The 23,707-nt window shown below is 33.7% G+C and carries 22 protein-coding genes; 13 read left to right on the top strand and 9 right to left on the bottom strand.

What is annotated here, in order from left to right; genetic code table 11:
• Positions 1-58: 58 nt before the first annotated feature.
• From QWY90_RS07685 to QWY90_RS07675, 3 genes are all read left to right on the top strand, one after another.
• The gene (locus QWY90_RS07685) at positions 59-628 is read left to right on the top strand and encodes a non-canonical purine NTP diphosphatase (protein ID WP_290285288.1); all 570 of its coding nucleotides are present in this window, start codon (positions 59-61) and stop codon (positions 626-628) included.
• Positions 629-769: 141 nt separating this feature from the next.
• Positions 770-2,746 (top strand): DEAD/DEAH box helicase, encoded by a 1,977-nt coding sequence (locus QWY90_RS07680; protein WP_290285287.1) that lies wholly within the window; start codon positions 770-772, stop codon positions 2,744-2,746.
• A 209-nt stretch (positions 2,747-2,955) separates the two neighbouring features.
• Positions 2,956-3,723, top strand: coding sequence for a carboxypeptidase-like regulatory domain-containing protein (locus QWY90_RS07675; RefSeq protein ID WP_290285286.1), 768 nt, complete (start codon positions 2,956-2,958; stop codon positions 3,721-3,723).
• Positions 3,724-3,797: 74 nt separating this feature from the next.
• On the opposite strand, the gene QWY90_RS07670 is transcribed toward QWY90_RS07675, so the two are convergent.
• Genes QWY90_RS07670 through QWY90_RS07660 form a run of 3 tightly spaced genes read right to left on the bottom strand, consistent with a single transcriptional unit; the run spans position 3,798 to position 6,788 of the window.
• Entirely contained in the window at positions 3,798-4,451 is a 654-nt protein-coding gene (locus tag QWY90_RS07670; protein ID WP_290285285.1) for a TrmH family RNA methyltransferase, read from the bottom strand.
• Positions 4,452-4,474: 23 nt separating this feature from the next.
• A complete protein-coding gene (locus QWY90_RS07665; RefSeq protein WP_290285284.1) occupies positions 4,475-5,752 on the bottom strand; it encodes a hypothetical protein in 1,278 nt (425 codons plus the stop codon).
• Positions 5,753-5,765: 13 nt separating this feature from the next.
• A complete protein-coding gene (locus tag QWY90_RS07660) occupies positions 5,766-6,788 on the bottom strand; it encodes a hypothetical protein (RefSeq protein ID WP_290285283.1) in 1,023 nt (340 codons plus the stop codon).
• A gap of 157 nt (positions 6,789-6,945) precedes the next feature.
• On the opposite strand from QWY90_RS07660, the gene QWY90_RS07655 reads away from it, so the two are divergent.
• Both QWY90_RS07655 and purB read left to right on the top strand, forming a co-directional pair.
• Complete coding sequence (locus tag QWY90_RS07655; RefSeq protein WP_290285282.1) at positions 6,946-7,656, top strand: SIR2 family NAD-dependent protein deacylase; 711 nt, start codon at positions 6,946-6,948, stop codon at positions 7,654-7,656.
• A 149-nt stretch (positions 7,657-7,805) separates the two neighbouring features.
• Positions 7,806-9,149: an adenylosuccinate lyase gene (gene purB / locus QWY90_RS07650; RefSeq protein ID WP_290285281.1), complete on the top strand. Its 1,344-nt coding sequence runs from the start codon at positions 7,806-7,808 to the stop codon at positions 9,147-9,149.
• Positions 9,150-9,214: 65 nt separating this feature from the next.
• Here purB and QWY90_RS07645 read toward each other — a convergent pair whose 3' ends face one another.
• The 4 genes from QWY90_RS07645 to QWY90_RS07630 all read right to left on the bottom strand — a co-directional run bounded on the left by QWY90_RS07645 (position 9,215) and on the right by QWY90_RS07630 (position 14,416).
• Positions 9,215-10,285, bottom strand: coding sequence for an outer membrane beta-barrel protein (locus tag QWY90_RS07645; RefSeq protein WP_290285279.1), 1,071 nt, complete (start codon positions 10,283-10,285; stop codon positions 9,215-9,217).
• Between the two features lie 132 nt (positions 10,286-10,417).
• Positions 10,418-11,743, bottom strand: coding sequence for an ammonium transporter (locus QWY90_RS07640; protein WP_290285277.1), 1,326 nt, complete (start codon positions 11,741-11,743; stop codon positions 10,418-10,420).
• A gap of 278 nt (positions 11,744-12,021) precedes the next feature.
• Complete coding sequence (gene guaB, locus QWY90_RS07635; protein ID WP_290285276.1) at positions 12,022-13,494, bottom strand: IMP dehydrogenase; 1,473 nt, start codon at positions 13,492-13,494, stop codon at positions 12,022-12,024.
• A gap of 58 nt (positions 13,495-13,552) precedes the next feature.
• Positions 13,553-14,416 carry a hydroxymethylglutaryl-CoA lyase gene (locus tag QWY90_RS07630; protein ID WP_290285274.1) on the bottom strand — a complete coding sequence of 288 codons (864 nt, stop codon included), beginning with the start codon at positions 14,414-14,416 and terminating at the stop codon, positions 13,553-13,555.
• Positions 14,417-14,481: 65 nt separating this feature from the next.
• Between QWY90_RS07630 and QWY90_RS07625 the strand changes: the two genes are divergently transcribed.
• A complete protein-coding gene (locus tag QWY90_RS07625; protein WP_290285273.1) occupies positions 14,482-15,699 on the top strand; it encodes a hypothetical protein in 1,218 nt (405 codons plus the stop codon).
• 1 nt (position 15,700) lies between these two features.
• On the opposite strand, the gene QWY90_RS07620 is transcribed toward QWY90_RS07625, so the two are convergent.
• A complete protein-coding gene (locus QWY90_RS07620) occupies positions 15,701-16,714 on the bottom strand; it encodes a quinone-dependent dihydroorotate dehydrogenase (protein WP_290285272.1) in 1,014 nt (337 codons plus the stop codon).
• 98 nt (positions 16,715-16,812) lie between these two features.
• Here QWY90_RS07620 and nadC point away from each other — a divergent pair, with 98 nt between their 5' ends.
• Genes nadC through priA form a run of 4 tightly spaced genes read left to right on the top strand, consistent with a single transcriptional unit; the run spans position 16,813 to position 21,501 of the window.
• Positions 16,813-17,670 (top strand): carboxylating nicotinate-nucleotide diphosphorylase, encoded by an 858-nt coding sequence (nadC, locus tag QWY90_RS07615; protein WP_290285271.1) that lies wholly within the window; start codon positions 16,813-16,815, stop codon positions 17,668-17,670.
• Positions 17,671-18,621, top strand: coding sequence for a YihY/virulence factor BrkB family protein (locus tag QWY90_RS07610; protein WP_290285270.1), 951 nt, complete (start codon positions 17,671-17,673; stop codon positions 18,619-18,621).
• Positions 18,618-19,040: a DUF2147 domain-containing protein gene (locus QWY90_RS07605; protein WP_290285269.1), complete on the top strand. Its 423-nt coding sequence runs from the start codon at positions 18,618-18,620 to the stop codon at positions 19,038-19,040. Before QWY90_RS07610 ends, QWY90_RS07605 begins: the two co-directional genes overlap by 4 nt.
• Positions 19,041-19,047: 7 nt before the next feature.
• Positions 19,048-21,501 carry a replication restart helicase PriA gene (gene priA, locus QWY90_RS07600; protein WP_290285268.1) on the top strand — a complete coding sequence of 818 codons (2,454 nt, stop codon included), beginning with the start codon at positions 19,048-19,050 and terminating at the stop codon, positions 21,499-21,501.
• A gap of 6 nt (positions 21,502-21,507) precedes the next feature.
• Here the strand turns inward: priA and QWY90_RS07595 are convergent, their stop codons facing one another.
• Positions 21,508-22,203: a LytR/AlgR family response regulator transcription factor gene (locus QWY90_RS07595; RefSeq protein WP_290285267.1), complete on the bottom strand. Its 696-nt coding sequence runs from the start codon at positions 22,201-22,203 to the stop codon at positions 21,508-21,510.
• Positions 22,204-22,390: 187 nt separating this feature from the next.
• Between QWY90_RS07595 and rpsF the strand changes: the two genes are divergently transcribed.
• From rpsF to rplI, 3 genes are all read left to right on the top strand, one after another.
• Positions 22,391-22,735, top strand: coding sequence for a 30S ribosomal protein S6 (gene rpsF / locus QWY90_RS07590; RefSeq protein WP_136152298.1), 345 nt, complete (start codon positions 22,391-22,393; stop codon positions 22,733-22,735).
• A gap of 2 nt (positions 22,736-22,737) precedes the next feature.
• Positions 22,738-23,034, top strand: a complete 297-nt coding sequence (gene rpsR / locus QWY90_RS07585; RefSeq protein ID WP_136152299.1) for a 30S ribosomal protein S18 — start codon at positions 22,738-22,740, stop codon at positions 23,032-23,034.
• Between the two features lie 62 nt (positions 23,035-23,096).
• The gene (gene rplI, locus QWY90_RS07580) at positions 23,097-23,537 is read left to right on the top strand and encodes a 50S ribosomal protein L9 (RefSeq protein ID WP_290285266.1); all 441 of its coding nucleotides are present in this window, start codon (positions 23,097-23,099) and stop codon (positions 23,535-23,537) included.
• Positions 23,538-23,707 lie beyond the last annotated feature (170 nt).

Below are 23,707 nucleotides of genomic sequence, written 5' to 3'. Positions count from 1 at the left end.
AGGAATTATGTTTTATGAGCTTTTCAAAGTTTATATTTGTAAACTAAAATTATGAATAATGCAACTTGTCTTCGCTTCTAACAATCAAAATAAAATAAAGGAAATTCAACTGTTACTACCAGATTCTATTCAGGTTTTAAGTCTTTCAGCCATTGGCTGCTTAGAAGAAATTCCCGAAACTGCTGATACGATTGAAGGAAATGCTATTCTAAAAGCAAATTATGTCACAGAAAAGTATGGTTATAATTGTTTTGCTGATGATACCGGTTTGGAAGTTGAAACTTTAAACGGTGAACCAGGTGTTTATTCAGCTAGATACGCAGGCGAAAAAAAAGATGCCAATGATAATATGGATAAATTGTTATTGAATTTACAAGAGGAATCGAATCGTTCGGCTCAATTCAAAACAGTTATTGCTTTAAATCTTAATGGAAGTCAAACCCTATTTACAGGAATCATCAAAGGTAAAATTATCAAAGAAAAAATTGGAACTAACGGCTTTGGTTACGATCCAATATTTGTAGCCGATGGATACACAAAAACCTTTGCAGAGTTGACAATAGAAGAGAAATCCAAAATCAGCCATCGTGGTTTGGCAGTCAAACAATTAGTTGATTTTCTGCAATAAACTCTCACTTAATCTTGCTTCTTGGCTCTTTCTTCTTTTCTCCTAATTGCTAAGAAATCGTAACTAATTAATTACCAACAAATAACAAATTAGCTTTTATGGTATTTAAAACCTACCTTTGCACCCAATTTAAAATACAATATGAATAAATTTGAACAATTAGGTCTGAATGAATCGTTACTGCTGGCGATCAAAGATCTAGGATTTGAGAATCCGTCAGAAGTGCAAGAAAAAGCGATTCCAGTACTATTGGAACAAAACACAGACTTAGTCGCATTAGCACAAACAGGAACAGGGAAAACGGCAGCTTTTGGTTTTCCGCTAATTCAAAAAATTGATGCTGAAGACAGAAGTACTCAAGCGTTAATTTTATCACCAACGCGTGAGCTATGCTTACAAATCACCAACGAGATTAAACAATACTCAAAATATGTAAAAGGTTTGCATACAGTGGCAGTTTATGGTGGTGCCAGCATAACAGATCAAGCCAGAGAGATTAAACGCGGAGCACAAGTAATTGTGGCCACTCCGGGTAGAATGCAGGACATGATTAATCGTGGCTTGGTAAACATTAAAAACATCAACTTCTGTATTCTTGACGAAGCAGATGAGATGTTAAACATGGGTTTTTATGATGATATCGTTTCGATTTTATCTGATACTCCAGACGAGAAAAAAACATGGTTATTCTCAGCAACTATGCCTGCGGAAGTAGCGCGTATTGCTAAGAAATTCATGGCAGATCCAGTAGAAATTACGGTTGGTCATAAAAATTCTGGTTCGGCTACCGTTTCACATGAATTTTACTGTGTGAATGCTCGTGACCGTTATGAAGCTTTGAAAAGATTGGCCGATGCTAATCCGGATATCTTTTCTGTAGTTTTTTGTAGAACAAAACGTGATACTCAGGCGGTTGCCGAAAAGTTAATTGAAGACGGATACAGTGCAGCAGCATTGCACGGAGATTTATCTCAAGCGCAACGTGATGGTGTTATGAAATCGTTTAGAGGAAGACAAATCCAAATGCTTGTTGCAACAGATGTTGCGGCACGTGGAATTGACGTTGATAATATTACTCACGTAGTAAACTATCAGTTACCAGACGAAATTGAAACTTACAATCACCGTTCAGGAAGAACTGGTAGAGCCGGGAAGTTAGGAACTTCTATTGTAATCATCACTAAAAGTGAGTTGCGTAAAATTTCTTCTATCGAAAGAATCATCCAACAAAAATTTCAGGAAAAAACAATTCCTAGTGGAATTGAAATCTGTGAAATCCAATTACTTCACTTAGCAAACAAAATCAAGGACACTGAAGTTGACCACGAGATAGACAACTATTTATCGGCAATCAACGAAGTGCTTGATGGTTTATCAAAAGAGGAATTAATTAAGAAAATGGTTTCTGTTGAATTCAATAGATTTATCTCTTACTACAAAAAGAAACGCGATATATCTGGTGAATCTGGTGGCGAAAGAAGCGAAAGAAGTTCAGAGCCAAGAGAAATCAGAGCCGGAGATCCTGTTCGTTATTTCGTAAATATTGGTTCGAGAGACGATTTCGACTGGATGCAATTGAAAGATTTCTTAAAAGACACACTTGATTTGGGTCGAGATGACGTATTTAAAGTTGATGTGAAAGAAGGATTCTCTTTCTTTAATACTGACGGAGAACATACTGATAAAGTGATGTCAATCCTTAACGGGTATGATATGAACGGAAGACGTATAAACGTAGAAATCTCTAAAAATGACGGTGGAAGCCGTGAAAGACGTGATCACAACGGAAGAAGTGGCGGCGGTTTCAGAGGTGATAGAAATTCTGGTGGAGAACGTAGAAGTTCTGGTAGTGGAAGTTTTGGACCAAGAAAAGAAGGCGGATTCAGAAGCGAAAGAAGTTCAGCTCCAAGAGAAAGTGGTTTCAGAAGTGAAAGAAGTTCAAGTTCAGACAGACCAAGAAGAGAAGGCGGTTTTAATAGAGACAATGCTGCTCCAAAAAGAGAACCAGGTTCTTTTCAAAGAGAAGAACGAGCGCCAAGACGTTCAGAAGGTTCAAGTGATAAACCAGCCGGTCGTTCATTTGAAGCAGCTAAAAGCAGAAGACCAAGAAAAAGCTAGATTTTAAGTTTAAGAATTAATTAAACTATATAGAACTCCGTTTTACTAATTGTAAAGCGGAGTTTTTTGCAATTTGTAATTAATTATATGAGATGAAAACTCAGTTTTCCGTTGTGAATGCCTCAATTTGTTAATTTTGTTCTAATTCTGATGCCAAACTTTATAATATCATAAAAGAGTTTCATACTTTTAAACCATCAAAAATTGCTATGAGATACTTTACCGTTTTACTTTTATTTATGCTTCCTTTGTGTGCAATAGCACAAGTTAATCAGATAACACAAAAAGTTTCTGGGACTATTATTAACGATAATACTTTGAAACCTATAACTAATGTAAACGTTATTAATATTAACAAAGTAAAAGGAGTTACAACTGATATAAAAGGATATTTTGAATTGGAAGTAAGTGTTAATGATACACTGCACATAGCTTTACTCGGTTATCAATCCTTGAGAGTAAGAGTAACTAATGACTGGTTAAAAAATGGAACCGCTAAATTATTGTTAACAGAAAAAGCTATTGCTTTAGAAGAAGTTATTGTTAGAAAATATGACTTAACGGGTTATCTCGAAATTGATTCAAAACTTATTCCGGATAAAGAAAACTATCGTTACAGTATTTCTGGTTTATCACAAGGATATGAAACCGGCGATACTTCACCTGGCGCTTTTACCAGAGTTTTAGGTTCTATTTTTAATCCGGCGGATATGCTGTATAATTTCTTTGGCAAAAAGACCAACGAACTTAAAAAACTCAAACAGATGAAAAAGGATGATACGGTTAGGAATCTTTTAGAATCTAAATTTGATAGAGAAACCCTGGGCGTACTTTTAGGTATTGATAAAAAAGAAATTGCCGAAATCTTAACGCGTTGTAGTTATTCAGAGGAGTTTATAAAAACGGCAAACGATTTGCAAATTATGGATGCCATCAGTGAATGCTATGAGCAATATAAGGTATTGAAGAAGAAGTAGAGGTTCGGTTATCAGTTTTCAGTTCTCTGTTCTCGTTCTTTGTGTTTTAACAACCGATAACAGACAACCAATAACTACTGAGAATAATACCTCTTTTCAATCCGCTTAATATCCTTTATCGTATTCTTAGCCCAAAGTAATCTCTTTTCCAATAATTCTTCTTCGGTAAGTTGCCAGTTAACATTAGATTGGCGTAGGCGAGTGGTAATGTCCTGAATAATGATAGCTGCAGAAACTGAAATATTCAAACTCTCCGTAAAACCTACCATTGGGATTTTTAAATATCCATCAGCCTGACTCATCACTTCTTCTGATAATCCTTCTTTTTCGGTGCCAAAGAATAAAGCGCTTTTTTTGGTTACATCAAATTCATGCAGCAAACACGAATCGTTATGAGGTGTTGTCGCAATGATTTGATAGCCTTTACTTTTTAAAGTTTCTATGCAATTGGAGATATTTTCAAATTTATTGATATCGACCCATTTTTGTGCACCCATTGCTATTTCTTTGTCGATGTTTTTGCCAAAGCGCTGCTCAACAATATTAATCTCCTGAATTCCAAAAACCTCACAGCTACGCATCACGGCACTTGTATTATGGAATTGAAACACATCTTCTACGGCAATCGTAAAATGATTTGTTCTATTGGTTAATACGTTTTCAAAGCGCTCTTTGCGGTTGTCGGTTAGGAATTCTTCCAGATATTTGAGGTAATCTAGGTCAATCATTATAATAGTATTTTAATACGAAGTTATCTGTTAGCTTCTGATATCCAATGAAATTGTCTCTCTGCTAACGGGAACGTTTTATTACTTTTTATTAGTTCAAAGAACAAGGTGTCTTTTTTGAAAACTCCATTTAACTGAAGCAAGTTTTTATTGATAAATTTATATTTCATCCCAAACAAAGGAACACTGTCGGACATACTTTCCTTGAAGTGTATTATTTGTTTGGCTTTGTCAGCTTCATAAATAAAATAAGCCCTTCCATATCGGTTCATAAAGGTAGTATCCGCCGTTTTGATGCTGCCGAGTTTTCCTTTTTCAAATATAAAATCCTTCCATGCCATAGTATCAGTGGCATCTATAGCAAAAATCTGATTGTTCTTTTTAAATGTTTTAATATTGTAAATGCCTGGCGGAATAACACTTGTTTCCAGTTTTTTGCTTTCCTGGTACTGACTAACAGCATCATAAAAAGAAAAGCCAACAACCAGGACAATAAAAGTGCTTTTTAAGACTATCCGTCCAATTCTTTGCCATCTTTTGGTAAATCTATAATTATAGCCTGTAATTGGTACCGTTGGCTTATTTAGCACAAAGAAATTCAGGTATTTTTCACTGTCGATAGCTAATAAAAATAAACAGCTTATAACAATTTGCATCGAGTATAATTTTACGGGAATGTCATAACACATATTAAGGACGAAGACATTGATAAATACTCCAAGACCAACAAATAAACCCAGCGGAATCGTTCTTCTGTAAAGTAATAATACTCCAACAGTAAGTTCCATTATCCCCGAAAATATTTGATAAGGTTCTGAATAGCCAATAAACATCCAGCTTAAACGCATGGGCAGAAAATCGCCAAGTGGAGTAGCCAGCTGACTTAAAGTAGGGAAAGACATTTGTAAAGCAAAAAGCTTAATGGAACCATAAATAAATGAGACAAAGCAAAGATTATAACGAATCAAATTGTGCAGCCAATAAGACAGTGATTTTGATTCTTTTTCTTTTTTATCGAAAGCATTCCAAAGAATTGCAATTACAAGTGAAAGTATAATAATTGTGTAAAACTCCGCCCAATAATATGTAGTGTCTCCGCTTCCATAACCTTCAGTATTCAGTTTATCTTTAATGTGCAAAAACCAATCATTGAATCTAAAAACTATCCACTGTACCGCCTGGGTATAAATCCTTGTAAGATAACTTACTCCCGGAATGACATCTAACCAAAACCATGGCGCAATTGTCAGTAAAAAATAAATAAAGAAAAATCTAAAGGATATTTTTTTGATGTGTTTCATAAGCTTAATTTTATTAAACTATTTCAGTTGTATTTCTCTTTGCCTTAAAATAAATATAGATTCCAAAACCTAAAAGCATAACCCCAACCAGACTAAAAAAGCCCATCCCGAAAAAAACATGTCTTTTAATAACCTCATTATAATTATCAATAGACAGGAACTCATAGTTTTGATTACGTAGCTCATACACTTTTATATGAGTATAACCAAAATAGATATCAAAGAAACCCGGAGTTATAGTTTTGCTGATTTTTTTGTCATAATCATCTTTTGAAATTCCAACCATGATGCTATCCATAGGATGTATTTCATTAAGTGCTCCTTCCGAATCGGTGGCTGAAAACCCTAGATTGGTAACCTTGAAATCATAATCAGGATACTTCATCAAATCAATGTGAAGTGATGAGGAATTCCCTTTTCTGCCTTTTGTTAGTCTGATATTGTCTGCTGCTAAATCCTTAACATAAAAAATATCCTTGCTATTAATTACTTTTTCCCTCGACAAAAAGCCCGCAGTTAAAATTAAAAGCCCAATGAAAATGATTAGTAAGGCACTTTTAAGTGAAGCAGTGCACTGTAGTCGCGCCTCTAATTTTTCATCCCTGGTCACATCTTTGGTCAGCAGGTCTTTAATTTCATCATAGTTTGAGTAAAGATTTTCTTTTACTTTTATTGCAGTACCATCCTTGGCGTGAAGGGTAATAGCTTCTTTATCTTTGCCATATTTGTTTGAAATATTCTGAATTGTATAGGAACTAATATCACTTAAACGCATCGTTTGGGTCTTATAACCCATCAATGATTTAAACTCTACTTGTGTTGTCGTTATTCTGATATCCTTGATACTCATATAAATAAATGCACAAACCAGGGCAAGCAAAAAACATACAATAGCAAAAACAATATTATCCGCTGTTGCATAATTGTGGCTGTCGTATTTATTATAGCACATAACCGTCAGATATCCGAAGAAACCAATTAATGCTATAAGTAAAAGGGGGAAGATGATTTTTTTGGAAGAGGTAATTTCGTTCACGGGTAGTTGTAATGATTAGTTTACCCAAATCTATCAAAAGTTTTTTTAAATCATAACAACCTTACAGCAAGTTATAAACATATTTAATAAGAATAACCGCAGTAAACGTTACCGTATTTTTATTAATTTAGTAATCTTATAATCTTAGTAATTAAAAATGAAAAAGAAACTAGTAGTGCTAACCGGAGCTGGAATTTCTGCCGAAAGCGGTATCAAAACCTTTCGTGATGCCGATGGACTTTGGGAAGGTTATAATGTTATGGATGTAGCTTCGCCTGAAGGTTGGCATAGAAACAAAGAACTCGTTTTAGATTTTTATAATCAAAGGCGAAAACAATTACAAGAGGTAAAACCCAATAAAGGACACTTTGGTTTAGCGGAATTAGAAAAATATTTTGATGTTCATATTATTACTCAAAACGTAGACAATCTTCACGAACAGGCAGGAAGTACCAAAGTTTTGCATTTGCATGGCGAGTTATTAAAAGTGCGTAGCACCAAAAACGAAACTTATATTTTAGATTGGCAGCACGATTTAGTAATTGGAGATGTTGATGATAAAGGCAATCAATTACGTCCGCATATTGTTTGGTTTGGTGAAATGGTTCCTGCTTTAGAAGAAGCCATAAATATCACAGCGCAAGCTGACTACGTAGCCATTATTGGTACATCACTTCAGGTATATCCGGCAGCAAGTCTGATGCATTATGCGAATCCAAACACTCCTGTTTTTTATATCGACCCAAGACCTGCGAGTATTAATAATTTGCAAAATCCTTTAGAAATAATTTCAATGAATGCTACAGATGGTGTTCCGTTTTTAAGAGAAAAATTAGTAGAAATTATAGAAGCTAAAAGTTGTCATTAGCCCCGATGGGAGCGGCACCGAAGTATAGCGGACAGCGGGAGTGAACATCTTAAAAAAGACAAATATTCTGCTCCTAAAAAAACTGAACACTAATTACTGAACACAGAACACTATTCCTTATTTTTGCATCTTACAAAACAACACTACACATGTCACTAACACCACTAAATGCTGTTTCACCTATTGACGGAAGATATAGAAGTAAAACCAAATCGCTTTCCAATTATTTCTCTGAAGAAGCCTTAATCAAATACCGTGTCTTGGTAGAAGTTGAGTATTTCATCGCTTTGTGCGAAGCTGATTTGCCACAACTAAAAGGGGTAAACCCAAGCGTTTTTGACAGTTTGCGTAATCTCTATAAAAACTTTACTACCGAAGATGCTCAATGGATAAAAGAAACCGAAAAAACAACCAATCACGATGTTAAAGCGGTGGAATATTTTATCAAAGATAAGTTTGAAGCATTAGGTTTATCAGCCTACAAAGAGTTTATTCATTTTGGTTTAACCTCACAAGACATTAATAACACCGCCATTCCGCTTTCGACAAAAGAAGCATTTCAACAAGTTTATTTGAAGTCATTAATTGGATTAGTGGCAAAGCTAAAAGAATTGGCGATGGAGTGGAATGCTATTCCAATGTTAGCCAGAACCCATGGTCAACCTGCCTCGCCAACCCGTTTAGGAAAAGAGATTTTGGTATTTGTAGAGCGTATTGAAGAACAAATGCGTTTACTATTTAATATTCCGTTTGCCGCTAAATTTGGTGGTGCAACAGGGAATTATAATGCCCATCATGTTGCCTATCCGAATGTGGATTGGAAACAATTCGGAACCACTTTCGTGGAAGAAACTCTAGGTTTGCAACATTCATTTCCAACCACACAAATTGAGCATTACGATCATTTTGCTGCGTTTTTTGATGCCTTAAAAAGAATTAATAATATTGTAATCGATTTAGACAGAGATATTTGGACATACGTTTCGATGGAATATTTCAAACAAAAAATAAAAGCAGGAGAAATAGGTTCATCGGCTATGCCACACAAAGTAAACCCAATCGATTTTGAAAACTCGGAAGGAAATTTAGGTATTGCCAATGCTATTTTTGAACATCTATCGGCCAAACTTCCAATATCAAGATTACAACGCGATTTGACTGATAGCACTGTTTTGAGAAATATTGGAGTTCCAATTGGACATACTTTAATTGCGTTTGATGCTACATTAAAAGGCTTGAACAAACTGTTATTAAACGAACCAAAATTTGCAGAAGACTTAGAAAAAAACTGGGCTGTTGTTGCTGAAGCGATTCAAACCATTTTAAGAAGAGAAGGCTACCCGAATCCGTATGAAGCATTGAAAGGATTGACTAGAACAAATGCAGCAATTACAAAAGAATCAATACATGAATTTATAAAAACTTTAGAAGTTTCGGATGCAATTAAAGCAGAGTTGATGAAAATAACTCCAAGTAATTTTACTGGGATATAATAAAAAAGGCATAAGTAATTAAACTTATGCCTTTATAATTTGTGTTGTTTTGGTTATTGTATGTTTTAAAAAGAATAAGTAGTTGCAAATAAAACATAAGCAGATGAAACTGTTGCACTTCCATTTTTCTTGCTAAAAATATCTTCTGATGACGAATCAAATCTAATTTCTGGAATAAACGTAAAGTTACCTTCTTTATAATTAAAAGACAACGTATTTCCTATGATGCTAGGCTTTGCTCCAAAAATAGCACCATCTTTATCATCAAAATACTCTAATCTATAAGCCATACTCCATTTGCCTTTCAAGGCATAGTTTGCATAACCTATCAAAGAAAACCAGTTAGCATCAAGAGCACTATCGTTGTCATCTTTAACCATAGCATAAGTACCATTAAAACCTAAAGTTAATTTACTATTTAACTTTTTAGTACCTACAAAATCAAATTGCGTTTTGTTTTTATCAGAAGCAGGATTATTACTGCCTGAAGTGAAGTTTAAGTAGGCACTACCAGTTTCAGCAACATAACCAATTTGTCCAATAAATGTTTTTTCTTTTGAACCTGCCTCTCCAGCAGTTTTAAAATCAGTTGGGTTAGTAATTCCGGCCATAAAGCTATATTTCCCTGAAGTATATTGAGCTTTTACTCCAGTATTAAAAAATGGGCCATTGGTAAAAGCATAAGACATGCTGTAGTTTTTGTTATCAACAGCATCTACTAATTCGTATCCAATATGAGTGGCAAAACTACCTGCTGTAACTTTGAAACTTGGAGAAAAATCATAGGTAACATACAATTGTTTAATCATAAAAGTATTGGCAGCATCGTTATAAGTAAATTCACTCGCTCTTGATCCAAAACCTAAATCAACAAATACAGAAGCTTTGCCTAACTTGTGAGAAGCTTCAATTGAAGCCATACCAATCTCGAAGGAATCATGAGAATGTGTAAAGCTGGTATAACTGTTATCAACTTCAGCAAAATCATATTTATAATAAAAATCAGCAGAACCTGCGAATACTGTTCCAGGTAATATTGGTGTGCTTTCTTGAGCTTTTGCAGAACATATCGTTAATAAGGAAATACCCATTATTTGAAAAATATTCTTTTTAAAAATTGTTGTTGTTTTTTTCATTGTGTTATTTTTTAGTTAATTATTAAAGATATTATTAAGGTTAGTTCAATAGAAAATACTATCAACAACATCTAATGTATCAGATGTTGTTGAAAATATTTTCAGTAAATAAGTGTGATTTAAATAAGCTATTTATAGGAATTCACCGTGTTGTGAAATGTCTAATCCTAATTCTTCTTTCTCTTCGCTCACACGTAGTGGAGTTATTTTATTTACAATGAAAAATAAGGCATAGGAAACCGAAAAAGCAAATATTGATACTAATACTAAAGCTTTCAATTGTGTAAAAAACAAAGTAGTATCACCATATATTAAACCTTGATTGTCACCAACAATTGCATTAACAGATTTTGAGGCAAATACACCAGTTAAAAGCATACCAACCATACCGCCAACACCGTGACAAGCAAATACATCTAGAGCATCGTCGATTTTACCTTTTGGAAATTTGCTAACCACAAAGTTACTTACAATACTAGCTATAAAACCAATGGCAAGAGCAGAAGGAATTGATACAAAACCTGCAGCAGGAGTAATAGCAACCAATCCAACAACTGCACCTATACAAGCTCCCATAGCAGAAAGTTTGTGTCCAAGAATTTTATCTAAGAAAACCCAACCCATTGCAGCAGCGGCAGCCGCAACAGTTGTCGTTCCTAAAGCTTGAGCGGCAAGACTACCAGAACCAACAGCAGAACCTGCATTGAAACCAAACCAACCGAACCACAATAAGCCAGTTCCTAATAATACATAAGTTATACGAGCAGGATTTGCTTTTTGCACTTTTCTTTTTCCTAAAAATATAGCCCCTGCAAGAGCAGCCCAACCAGCACTCATGTGCACGACTGTTCCACCAGCAAAATCTAATACTCCCCATCCAAAAAAGATTCCATCAGGATGCCAAGTCATATGGCATAATGGAGCATAAACGAATAGTATGAATAAAACCATAAATAACATATAAGCCCAGAAACGTACGCGTTCTGCAAAAGCCCCTGTTATTAACGCAGGTGTAATGATAGCAAATTTTGCTTGAAACAAAGCAAACAATATAAATGGAATCGTTGGGGCTAAGTCCCATGCTGTATTAGCACTTACTCCCTGAAAAAACAAGTTATGGGAAGGATCTCCAATAAAACCTCCTATTGACGGTCCAAAGCACATTCCAAATCCAACTACAACCCAAAGTACAGTTACAACTACCATAGCTATGAAGCTTTGTAGAACTGTGCTAATTACATTTTTCTTACCAACCATTCCTCCATAAAAGAAACCAAGTCCTGGTGTCATTAGCAATACAAGTCCTGTTGCGCATAGCATCCAAGCTGTGTCTCCAGTATCTAATTTTAGAGGGATAACATGTGCTCCTAAAGTTGCACTTTCTGGAAATAAATAAATTGAAAAAACAGATAACACTAAAATCGTGATTAGAATCACACTTAAAATAATTTTTCTCATATGTTTAATATTTAAAATTTTGTTAAAAATATATAAAATGAGTTATAACCCATGTAAAAAATGCACTTAGAGCGTCATTTTTACGAATATATTAATTTATACCCTAAAAAAAATAAGGGTATAACTAATAAATATGCATAAATTTAGAATTTGATAATTCGTATCTGCATTTATTTTATTGTTAAAACTGTTTTTCAGAATGCCCTCAATTAATTTTAATAAAAAAAAAGGCATAAGAAGTTATCTTATGCCTTTTACCTTATCTCTTATCCCTTAATTTACCTTGAATAATTAGGAGCTTCTTTAGTAATTGTAACATTATGAGGATGACTTTCGGTTATTCCGCTTGACGTAATCCTAACAAAGCGTCCCGTTTCCTGTAGTGTTGGAATATCTTTAGCTCCACAATAACCCATTCCAGCACGAAGTCCGCCAATGAATTGTTGCATGCTTTCGTTCAACTCTCCTTTATAAGGTACTCGACCAACAATTCCTTCTGGCACTAATTTCTTTATATCATCCTCAACATCTTGAAAGTATCGGTCTTTAGAACCATCTTCCATTGCTTCTATAGAGCCCATTCCACGATAGGACTTGAACTTTCTGCCTTCAAAAATAATAGTTTCTCCAGGGCTTTCTTTTGTACCGGCCAATAAAGAACCTAACATTACTGAATCTGCTCCGGCTGCAATCGCTTTGGGGATATCGCCAGTATAACGAATTCCACCATCGGCAATGACAGGAACGCCGGTTCCTCTTAGTGCAGCAGCGACTTCTAAAACGGCTGAAAATTGAGGAAATCCAACTCCGGCTACCACTCGGGTTGTGCAAATAGAACCCGGGCCAATACCTACTTTTACAGCATCGGCACCATTTTGAGCTAAATAAAGCGCTGCTTCGGGAGTAGCAATGTTGCCAACAACCACATCAAGATTTGGAAATTTAGCCTTTACTTCTTTTAAAACAGCAACAACACCTTGCGTATGTCCATGAGCTGTATCAATGATAATGGCATCAACACCTGCATTATATAAAGCGGTTGCTCTATCAATAGCATCTGAAGTTACTCCAATGGCAGCGGCAACTCTTAATCGTCCATAATGGTCTTTATTGGCTATTGGTTTTTGAGTAAGTTTGGTTATATCTCTGAAAGTTATTAAACCAACTAATTTATAATTGGCATCAACAACTGGCAACTTTTCAATTTTGTTTCCTTGTAAAACTACTTCGGCTTGTTCTAAAGATGTTCCTTCTGCAACTGTTATCAAATTTTGGCTTGTCATTACTTCTACAATAGGACGAGCATTATTTTTTTCGAAACGTAAATCACGATTAGTTACAATTCCCTTTAGAACTTTGTTATCATCTACAATTGGGATCCCACCAATACCAAATTCTTTCATAGCATTTTTGGCATCTATAACTTTTGCAGTTAATGGTAAAATAACGGGATCGATAATCATACCGCTTTCGGCTCTTTTAACTTTTCGAACTTTTGCAGCTTGTTGATCAATTGTCATGTTTTTGTGTAACACGCCAATGCCACCTTCTTGTGCCATAGCTATAGCCATGGAGCTTTCGGTAACGGTATCCATTGCCGCAGAAACAACAGGAACATTCAAAGTAATATTTCTCGAAAACTTCGACTGAATATTAACTTCGCGCGGTAAAACTTCGGAATAATTTGGGATTAGCAGTACATCGTCATAGGTTAAACCTTCTCCAACGATTTTAGTGGTGTGTGCTTTCATTGCAATTTGTAGTTGTAGTTAAATTGCGTGCAAATATAGGGAAAAGTTGGAAGTTTTTTTAATGATAAGCGCTAAAGATTTTTGTAGCTTCATTATAAGCGCTTTCAAAACTCATCGGGCTTGTATTGGTATCTGCTTTGTGAGTTGTAAAATAGGACAATAGTTTTTCTGTTGGCATATTCCCGGTTAAATCATCTTTTGCCATTGGGCAACCTCCAAAACCTTGTATAGCTCCATCAAAACGATAGCATCCAGCTTTATACGCAGCATCTACTTTTTCATGCCACTTTTCTGGAGTTGTATGTAAGTGAGCACCAAATTCGATATGAGGATATTTAGGAATTAAATTGGAAAACAAATAAGTAATCATATCTGGAGTAGAACTTCCAATAGTATCAGAGAGCGAAAGGATTTTTACTCCCATATTGGCAAGTCTTTCTGTCCATTCTCCCACTATTTCAACATTCCAAGGGTCTCCATATGGATTGCCAAATCCCATAGAAATATAGGTCACAACCTCTTTGTTTGAAGCGTCGGCGATGTTTAAAATCTCCTGAAGAGTAACTAGACTTTCAGCAATGGTTTTGTGTGTATTGCGCATTTGAAAGTTTTCTGAAATTGAAAACGGGAAGCCTAAGTATTGAATCTCTTTATGAGCAGAAGCTATTTGTGCACCTTGCGTATTGGCGATAATTGCTAACAGTTTGCTTTGTGTTTGGGATAAATCTAATTGTGCTAAAACTTCGGCAGTGTCTAGCATTTGAGGAATTGCTTTAGGTGAAACAAAACTGCCAAAATCAATTGTATCAAATCCAACTCGTAGTAAAGACTGAATATAATCAACTTTTTTCTGAGTTGGAATAAAGTCTTTGATACCTTGCATGGCATCACGTGGACATTCTATGATTTTGATTTTATTCATTTGGTCATCAAATATAGAAAACAATTATTTAAAGAAAATACATATATTTGAGAAAATTACAAATTATGAAATTAAAATTTACTTTACTAACATTAATTTTTTCCTACGCTTTATTTTCTCAAATAAATTTTGAAAAAGGATATATTATTGATAAAAATAATAATAAAACGGAATGTTTTATAAAAAATAACGATTGGTTAGAAAATCCAGTTGAGTTTGAATATAAATTAAATCCAACTGCTGAAATCATAATTGGTAATTTGAGTTCAATAAAAGAATTTTCAATAGAAAATGAATTTAAGTATTTAAATGTAGAAGTTAAGATTGATAAGTTCAATAATGAGCCTAAAAATGTAGAGTATAATAAAAGAAATCCTGTATATATAAATGAGAAAGTTTTTTTAAAAGTATTAATAGATGATAATTATAAGCTCTATAAATATAAAGAAAACAATCACACGAGTTTTTTTATACAAGACGGAGGACAATTTCAGCAGCTTATTTATAAAAAATACCTTGATGATATTGGACAACTTGTAACCAATAATTTGTATAAGCAGCAATTATCAACTTATCTTTCAAAAGAAAAATTAGATTTGTTCACTTTCGAAAGGTTAAATTACAGTCAGTATGATCTTGAAAAGTTACTAAAGAAAGTAGGGTCAAAGTCTATAATTAGTGATGAAGCCAGAAAAGTTAAATACAAAAATTCATTCCGCATTTACCTTCAACCGGGATTAAATAGTGTTTCTCCTTCAATATCCGGTCATGATAGTTTTGGAACGTATAATTTTAAAGCTAATTCAAAAATAGTCTTCAGACCAGCTATAGAGTTTGAATATAATCTGCCTTTTAACAAAAATAAATGGAGCATTTTTTTAAACCTTAACACCATTAATTATAGCTTTAAAGGTGTTGGGAAATATTCGGCTGGTTCTTTTAGAAGAGATGTTTTAACTGATATGACTTATAAATCAACTGATATAGGTTTGGGAGTTAAGCATTATCTTTTTTTAAATAACAAATCGTCAATTTTTATTGGAGCAGCCTATAACTTAAGTACACTGACCAAAGGTAAAATCACATTTAGCAGTAATTTTCAGGATTTTAACGCTACTGATGAAAACTATTTATCTTTTGGTGTGGGCTATAACTATAAAAATTATATTGGAGTTGAAGCAAAGTTAAATTATCAAAAGCCCTACGCACCAAGCTATTATTTGGATGCTTATGTAAATGCAATTTCGGTTACCTTAAATTATAATATTTTGCACAAAAAATAACTTATTTCAAAATTGCTTTATTAATTTGTTTGACCAATTTTGGACCTTCATAAATAAACCCTGTGTACAATTGGATTAGACTGGCACCAGCGTCCAACTTTTCTAATGCATCTTCAGCCGAATGGATTCCGCCCACACCAATGATTGGAAAGGCTTTGTTGCTTTTCTCCGAAAGAAACCTGATTACTTCTGTAGAACGTTTTGTCAAAGGTTTACCTGATAATCCACCAGTTTCTGCTTTTTTTTCTGATTGTAAACCTTCTCTCGAAATGGTTGTATTGGTCGCAATTACGCCGGCAATTTTGGTCTCGTTTACAATAGCAATAATGTCTAATAATTGTTCATTAGTTAAATCGGGTGCGATTTTTAAGAGTATTGGTTTTTGTTTTGGTTTGCCCAAATTTTTATTCTGAAGTGTTTGTAATAAATTAGTTAACGGCTTTTTGTCTTGCAATGCTCTCAGGTTTGGAGTGTTTGGTGAACTTACATTCACAACAAAATAATCAACATAATCAAACAATGTTTCAAAGCAAATCAAGTAATCAGCAGTAGCATCTTCATTAGGCGTAAGCTTATTTTTACCAATGTTTCCACCAATTAAAACACCTCTGTTTTTCTTTAATCGAATTACTGCCGCATCAACGCCACCGTTATTGAACCCCATTCTGTTAATAATTGCGCTATCCGATTTTAATCGAAACAAACGTTTCTTTGGATTACCATCTTGTGGTTTTGGAGTTAAGGTTCCGATTTCTATAAAGCCAAAGCCGAAGTTAGAAAGTTCCTGATAACACTTAGCATCTTTATCAAATCCGGCTGCTAAACCCACAGGATTTTTAAATTTCAAGCCAAATACTTCGCGTTCTAATTGGCTATCCTTAACTTCGTAAATCGATTTTAAAATACTTGGAACAAAAGGAATTTTGGAAATAAATTTGATAAAACTAAAAGAGAAATAATGGACATCTTCGGGGTCAAACCAAAATAAAATGGGACGAATGAGTAGTTTGTACATGAGTAGTGTTGTTGTGTTACAAAAATAGAAATTCAAATTCAATTTTCATTTTTAAATCAATAAATTAAATGCTATTTTAGCCAATCAATAGTTACAAAATGATTTCAGAAGAACAGTTTCAAAAGGAACTCAATATAATTATACAAAACGGCATTCGTGAAGATATTGGTCCGGGCGATTATAGTTCGTTGGCTTGTATTCCTGATAATGCTAAAGGGAAAGCCAAACTGTTAGTTAAAGATAACGGAATAATTGCCGGTGTTGCATTTGCCAAAATGGTTTTTGAAAATGTTGATCCAACTTTAGAAATCGAAACTTTTATTGAGGACGGAACATCCGTAAAACATGGTGATATTGTATTTTATGTGTCGGGCAGTTCGCAATCTATTTTGAAAGCGGAACGATTAGTACTTAATTCTATGCAGCGAATGTCTGCCATTGCAACAAAGACTAATCAATACGTTAAACTTTTAGAAGGCACAAATGCCAAAGTTCTTGATACACGAAAAACAACACCTGGGTTTCGGGCTTGTGAAAAATGGGCTGTCAAAATCGGTGGTGGTGAAAACCATCGTTTTGCATTGTATGATATGGTGATGCTTAAAGACAATCACAATGATTTTGCCGGAGGAATTACTAATGCAATCAAAAAAACCAAAGAATTTTTGAAGTTTAATAAACTGGATTTACAAATTATTGTAGAAGCCAGAAACCTAACCGAAATCAAAGAAATTATAGAAAATGAAGGTGTTTACCGAATCTTGATTGACAATTTCAATTTTGAAGATACAAGAAAAGCAGTCGAATTGATTGGGAATAAATGCTTAACAGAATCATCAGGAAATATCAATGAAAATACCATTCGTCAATATGCGGAATGTGGTGTAAATTATATTTCCTCTGGCGCATTGACGCATTCCGTTTATAATATGGATTTAAGTTTAAAAGCTATCTAAATGTCAGCAACAACAGAAAATAAATTCCTAAAACTTCCTATTATTAAACAGCTGGTTTTTCTTTTAAGGAAAATAAAATTGCCATGGCTTCATGGTATGTCATTATATGATTTGCTTGATTTATATTTTTTTGGAATAATTGAAGGTGACATTTCCTATCGTGCTACAGCTATTGCCTTTAGTTTTTTTATGGCATTATTTCCATTTGCACTTTTTATACTTAATCTAATTCCATACATTCCAATTCAAGGGTTTCAAAATGATTTTTTAGGTTTTGTTCAGCAAAGTGTTCCGCCAACAACCTACGATGCTATCTATAAAATTATCAACGATATTTTGCATAATAGTCATAGCGGACTACTATCAACTGGTTTTTTTATGGCCATTTTTTTAATGACTAATGGAGTGAATGCTATTCTTGGCGGTTTTGAAAGTTCCCATCACATTCATGTTTCTTTAAAGCGAAAGTTTTTCAGACAGTATATTGTAGCATTAGCATTATCAATTTTCTTATCTTTCCTATTATTGATAACTGTAGCAGCTATTGTAGTTTTTGAGGTCTTTATCCAAAAAACAAAAATTCAAGACGTATTGTCTGATAAAATTCATTTGATAGAAATGGGAAGATATGGTTTTGTCATTCTGATGATATTAATGTCAACTTCAATATTATTTAGATTTGGTATTAAACATGATAAGAAAAGAGGTTTAATTTCTATTGGTTCTGTGGTTACTACTATTTTGATTATTATTTCCTCTTATTTCTTTGGAATTTGGGTTGTGAAATTTTCTAAATACAATGAACTTTATGGTTCAATAGGAACTTTATTAGTTGTAATGTTTTACATTTGGATTAATTCTATGATTTTACTTTTAGGTTTTGATTTAAATGCTTCAATACACTACATTAAAAGGGAGAAACAAAAAGAAATAGACTCTAAAATATCATGAAATTAAAATTGTTAATTGCCATCTTATTTTTTACTAAAATCAGTTTTTCACAGACAATTTTCGGAAAGTGGAAAACTGTGGACGATGAAACAGGTAAGGAGAAGGGTATGGTTGAGATATACGAACATAAAGGTAAAGTTTACGGAAAGATAGTTGAAATTTTTGAGCAAGAACACAGGCATCAAAAATGTGAAAAATGTGAAGGAGATGATAAAAATAAACCTATTTTAGGATTGGTAATTATAAAAGGATTGACCAAAAATGAAGGTGTTTATGATGGTGGGAAAATTGTTGATCCTAAAAACGGAAAAAAATATCATTGCAAAATGACCATAGACGGAAAAGAAAAACTCATTGTCCGCGGTTACATAGGAATTCCACTTTTTGGAAGATCACAAACTTGGATTAGACAAAAATAGTATACTCTTGAACGCATTTTTTATTGAAGTTATTATTCCGCTTTCACTTTCTAAAACCTTTACTTACAAGGTCTCAGAAAACGAATTTACTTATATTGATGTAGGAATGCGAGTAGCAGTTCCATTTGGCAAAAATAAAATCTATACAGCATTGGTTATTGATTTGCATCAGAACGAACCAACGCTTTATGAAGCAAAAGAAATACATCAGATCCTTGACGAAAAACCAATTGTAAACGATTTTCAAATCAATCACTGGTTTTGGATTGCGTCTTATTATATGTGCAATATTGGTGATGTTTATCGAGGTGCAATGCCATCAGCATTATTACTTGAAAGTGAGACTTTAATTTCTAAAACTGCCGAAACATTTGTAAATGAAACCGAACTTTCAGATGATGAATTTTTAATATATGAAGCTTTGCAAAATCAGAGTTCATTGAAAGTTCAAAATATTGTTGATATTCTGAATAAGAAAACAGTTTTACCGGTTATCCAAAAACTTATTAATAAAAATATAATCACGCTTCAGGAAGAAATTCAGGAGGAATACAAGCCTAAACTAGTTAAGTATATTCGTCTGAGAAAACAATATGATCAGGAAGAAAACTTAATTGCCTTATTAGACAGTTTACAATCTGAGAAGCGAAAAAATCTCATACTTCAGTATTTTCAATTGCAAGCTCAAGAAAAAAAGCCAATTTCCGTTAAGCTATTAACAGAAACGGCTCAAACTTCAACAGCAATTGTCAAAGCGTTAGTCGACAAACAAATCTTTGAAGAATATTTTATTAAGGAAGACCGCGTAAATTTTGAGAAAAATAAAATCGATAATGAACTAACACTAAGTATAGCGCAACAAAAGGCTTTTGATGAAATTGAAAAATCTTTCGAAGATAAAGAAGTTTCGCTTTTGCATGGAGTAACATCAAGTGGCAAAACAGAAATCTATATCAAACTCATTGAAAATCGGGTGTCAGAAGGAAAGCAAGTCTTGTATTTATTACCAGAAATTGCTTTGACAACGCAATTAGTTGGCCGATTAACAAAACATTTCGGAAATAAAGTTGCTGTTTTTCATTCGAAATATTCCAACAATGAAAGAGTAGAAGTTTGGAACAATGTCAATCAAAATTCCGAAACGGCACAAATTGTAATAGGAGCAAGGTCGGCTTTGTTTTTACCGTTCAATAATTTAGGTTTACTCATTGTTGATGAAGAGCATGAACAAACCTTCAAACAACAAGATCCAGCACCAAGATATCATGCCCGTGACGCTGCGATTGTTTTAGCAAATGCACATCAGGCTAAAGTTTTGTTAGGTTCGGCAACGCCAAGTATTGAAACTTATTATAATGCAACCTCCGGAAAATTTGGTTTGATTACTTTAAAAGAACGTTTTGGAAAAGTGAAAATGCCTGAAATAGAATTGGTCGATTTGAAAGATAGTTATTTCAGGAAAAAGATGATAGGACATTTTAGCACGACTTTGATAGATGAAATAACAGAAGCTTTTTCAAAGAACGAACAAGTAATCCTTTTTCAAAATCGTCGTGGTTTTTCGCCTGTATTAGAATGTTTAACTTGTGGTCATGTGCCACAATGTCCGCAGTGTGATGTAAGTTTAACGTACCACAAATATAAAAACCAATTGCGATGCCATTACTGTGGTTATAATATGGCTAAACCAACGAATTGTCATGTCTGTTCGAGTATCGATATGCAAACTAAAGGTTTTGGAACAGAACAAATTGAGTTAGAATTAGCAGAGATTTTTCCACAAAAAAACATCAAACGCATGGATCAAGATACTACTCGAGGCAAATATAGTTTCGAAAAAATCATTGATGGATTTAAAAATCGCGAAATTGATGTTTTGGTTGGTACCCAAATGCTGGCCAAAGGATTAGATTTTGATAATGTTTCTTTAGTTGGAATTATGAATGCTGATAATATGTTATATCATCCCGATTTTAGAGCGTTTGAAAGAAGTTTCCAGATGATGACGCAGGTCGCAGGTCGTTCTGGCAGAGCTGAGAAGCGCGGTAAAGTAATTATTCAAACCTATAATCCGCTGCATAATGTAATTCAGCAAGTAACTAATAATGATTATGAAGGAATGTATAATGAACAACTCTACGAAAGAAAGATTTATTATTATCCGCCATTTTACCGTTTGATTCGATTGACTTTAAAGCATAGAGATTTTGAAAAACTGAAAGAAGGTTCGATGTGGCTATATCAAGTTTTACAGCAAAACTTAACCATTCCAGTGCTTGGTCCAGAAGAACCTGCTATTGGAAGAATTCGAAATGAATATATTCGTACTATAATGATAAAGATGCCTGGAGATACTTCAATTCAAGGCACAAAAAAAACTATCCAGAAAATACTGAATAGTTTTGATTTGGTATCACAATACAGAACTATTAAAGTTACCGTAAATGTTGATTTTTATTGAGTAGAATTACGCAATAGCTAGTGCTTTAATTAAATCTTCTTTTTTATTTCGACTTAACGGAATTTTAGTTACTCCAATTTCAGCGAACTTACTATTGAATCGTTCCACTTTATCTATATTAATTATATAGGATTTGTGTACGCGAATAAATTTCTCTTTTGATAAATCATTTTCAAAAGATTTCATAGTAGAAAGAACAAGATTGCTATCTTCTTCAGTAACTACTTTCACATAATCTCCGTAAGCTTCAATCCACTTAATTTTATTGGTATAAATTTTAAGTTTTTTGAGATTACTTTTAATAAAGATATGTTCTCCTTCTTCTTCTTGATTTTCTTTTTTCAGCAAATGGAAATCCATCGCTCTTCTAACAGAAGCATTAAAACGATCAAGAGCTATCGGTTTCTGTAGGTAGTCCGTAGCGTCATAATCGAATGCTTTCATAGCATACTCTGCTTTTGACGTGATAAAAATAATTTGAGGTTTTACTTTTAAACCATCAAGAAAATCAAAACCGCTGATGACTGGCATTTCTATATCTAGAAAAATTAAGTCAACGGTATGAACCGACATGCAATTTTTTGCTTCAATTGCATTAGAAAAATCACCCACTAAATGTAGATTGGGATGATTATTTACTAACTTTGCAATGATCATTCTCTGAATGGAACTATCATCAACAACAACACAATTTAGTTTCATAATATTATTTATTATAGATTTGGTGTTGTAAAAATATATACTTTATTTTATTCCACCTAACATTTCGTCGATTATTTTTGCTTTTAAACGATATTTTTTACTTTTAGACGATTTAAGCAAACTTGTGATTGTTTATTGAAATATTATTTATACTTTCGCGGCCAAATTAAATTTTAATCATAATATTATGAATCATTACGAAACTGTTTTCATTTTAAATCCCGTTTTATCTGAAGTTCAGGTAAAGGAAACAGTAAGCAAATTTGAAGATTTTCTTACTGCTAAAGGAGCAAAAATGGTATCCAAAGAGGATTGGGGCTTAAAAAAACTAGCTTACGAAATCCAAAACAAGAAAAGTGGTTTTTACCATTTATTCGAATTCCAAGTATCAGGAGAAGCTCTTATTGCTTTTGAAACTGAGTTTAGACGTGACGAGAGAGTTATGCGTTTCCTAACTGTAAGTTTGGATAAACACGCAATTTCTTGGGCAGAAAGAAGAAGAACTAAATTAAAAGAAGCAAAAGCAAACTAATCATGGCAAATTTACAACAATCAGCTTCAGGAAAAAAAGACGGAGATATCAGATATCTTACTCCTTTAAACATCGAAACCAATAAAACTAAAAAGTATTGTCGTTTCAAAAAATCCGGAATCAAATATATTGATTACAAGGATGCAGACTTTTTATTGAAATTTGTAAATGAACAAGGTAAAATTTTACCACGTCGTTTAACCGGAACTTCATTAAAATACCAAAGAAAAGTGTCAGTAGCTGTGAAAAGAGCACGTCATTTAGCTTTAATGCCATACGTGGCCGATTTATTAAAATAATATAAACTCAGTTGTTGGTTTCTCGTCAAACGGAACCTAACTTCTCTAATAAGGACAACAACATGGAATTGATCTTAAAACAAGACGTTCAGAATTTAGGCTTTAAAGACGATGTAGTAACGGTGAAAAACGGTTATGGTCGTAACTTTTTAATCCCTCAAGGTTTCGCTTCATTAGCAACTCCTTCAGCAAAAAAAGTGTTAGCTGAAAATTTAAAACAAAGAGCACATAAAGAAGCTAAAGTGGTAAACGATGCAAAAGCATTGGGTGAAGCTTTAAAAGCTATCGAAATTAAAATTACAGCAAAAGCTGGTGGTGAAAAATTATTCGGTTCTATTTCTAACATTGATATAGCTGCTGCTTTACAAGCTGCTGGTCAAACTGTAGATAGAAAATTCATCACAAGTGGAGTTGTAAAACGTACAGGTAAATATTCTGCAACTGTGAGACTTCACAGAGATGTTGTAGTTGAATTACCATATGAAATTGTAGCTGAAGTTTAATATTTTGCTATATAAATTTTAAATCCCGATTCGCGTCGGGATTTTTTTTTGAAGCTAATCCCGCTATCCGTTGCAATCTTTTTATTGTTTTGTCGCACTTCGAAGTAGAAGGACTTTTACTATAACAATAAAAAGGATTTCCACTACTATCGGGGCTAGTACATCACATA

It is taken from the genome of Flavobacterium paronense (assembly GCF_030409795.1).
Taxonomy (GTDB): Bacteria; Bacteroidota; Bacteroidia; order Flavobacteriales; family Flavobacteriaceae; genus Flavobacterium; species Flavobacterium paronense.
The sequence above is the reverse complement of the archived record's forward strand: the minus strand, read 5'-3'. Positions and strand labels throughout refer to the sequence as shown.